Annotated in this window: 1 protein-coding gene; it reads left to right on the forward strand. The window is 36.7% G+C overall.

What is annotated here, in order from left to right:
* Window positions 1-207, forward strand: a 207-nt coding sequence (locus ACM615_RS23980) for a hypothetical protein (protein WP_431012641.1), incomplete at both ends; no start/stop codon positions are given.

Consider the following 207-nt stretch of genomic DNA (forward strand, 5'->3'; position numbering starts at 1 on the left):
GGAAGCGAAAAATCACTTCATTGAAAATGGAGCCAAGCAGTTAGAAGAAGAAGTATCTACTGAAGTCGAGAGCATTTTGAAAAATGCCAATCTAACTCCATTTAAAATGAGAGAACTCGCAAGCGACTATATTGAATCAAAAGCACCTGGCTTTAAAGTGGGACTGCTTTTTGCTAAAAATAAAACTGAGCAGGAAAAAGAAAAACG

The organism is Rahnella sp. PAMC25617 (genome assembly GCF_050606005.1).
In the GTDB taxonomy this organism is placed as follows: Bacteria; Pseudomonadota; Gammaproteobacteria; order Enterobacterales; family Enterobacteriaceae; genus Rahnella; species Rahnella variigena.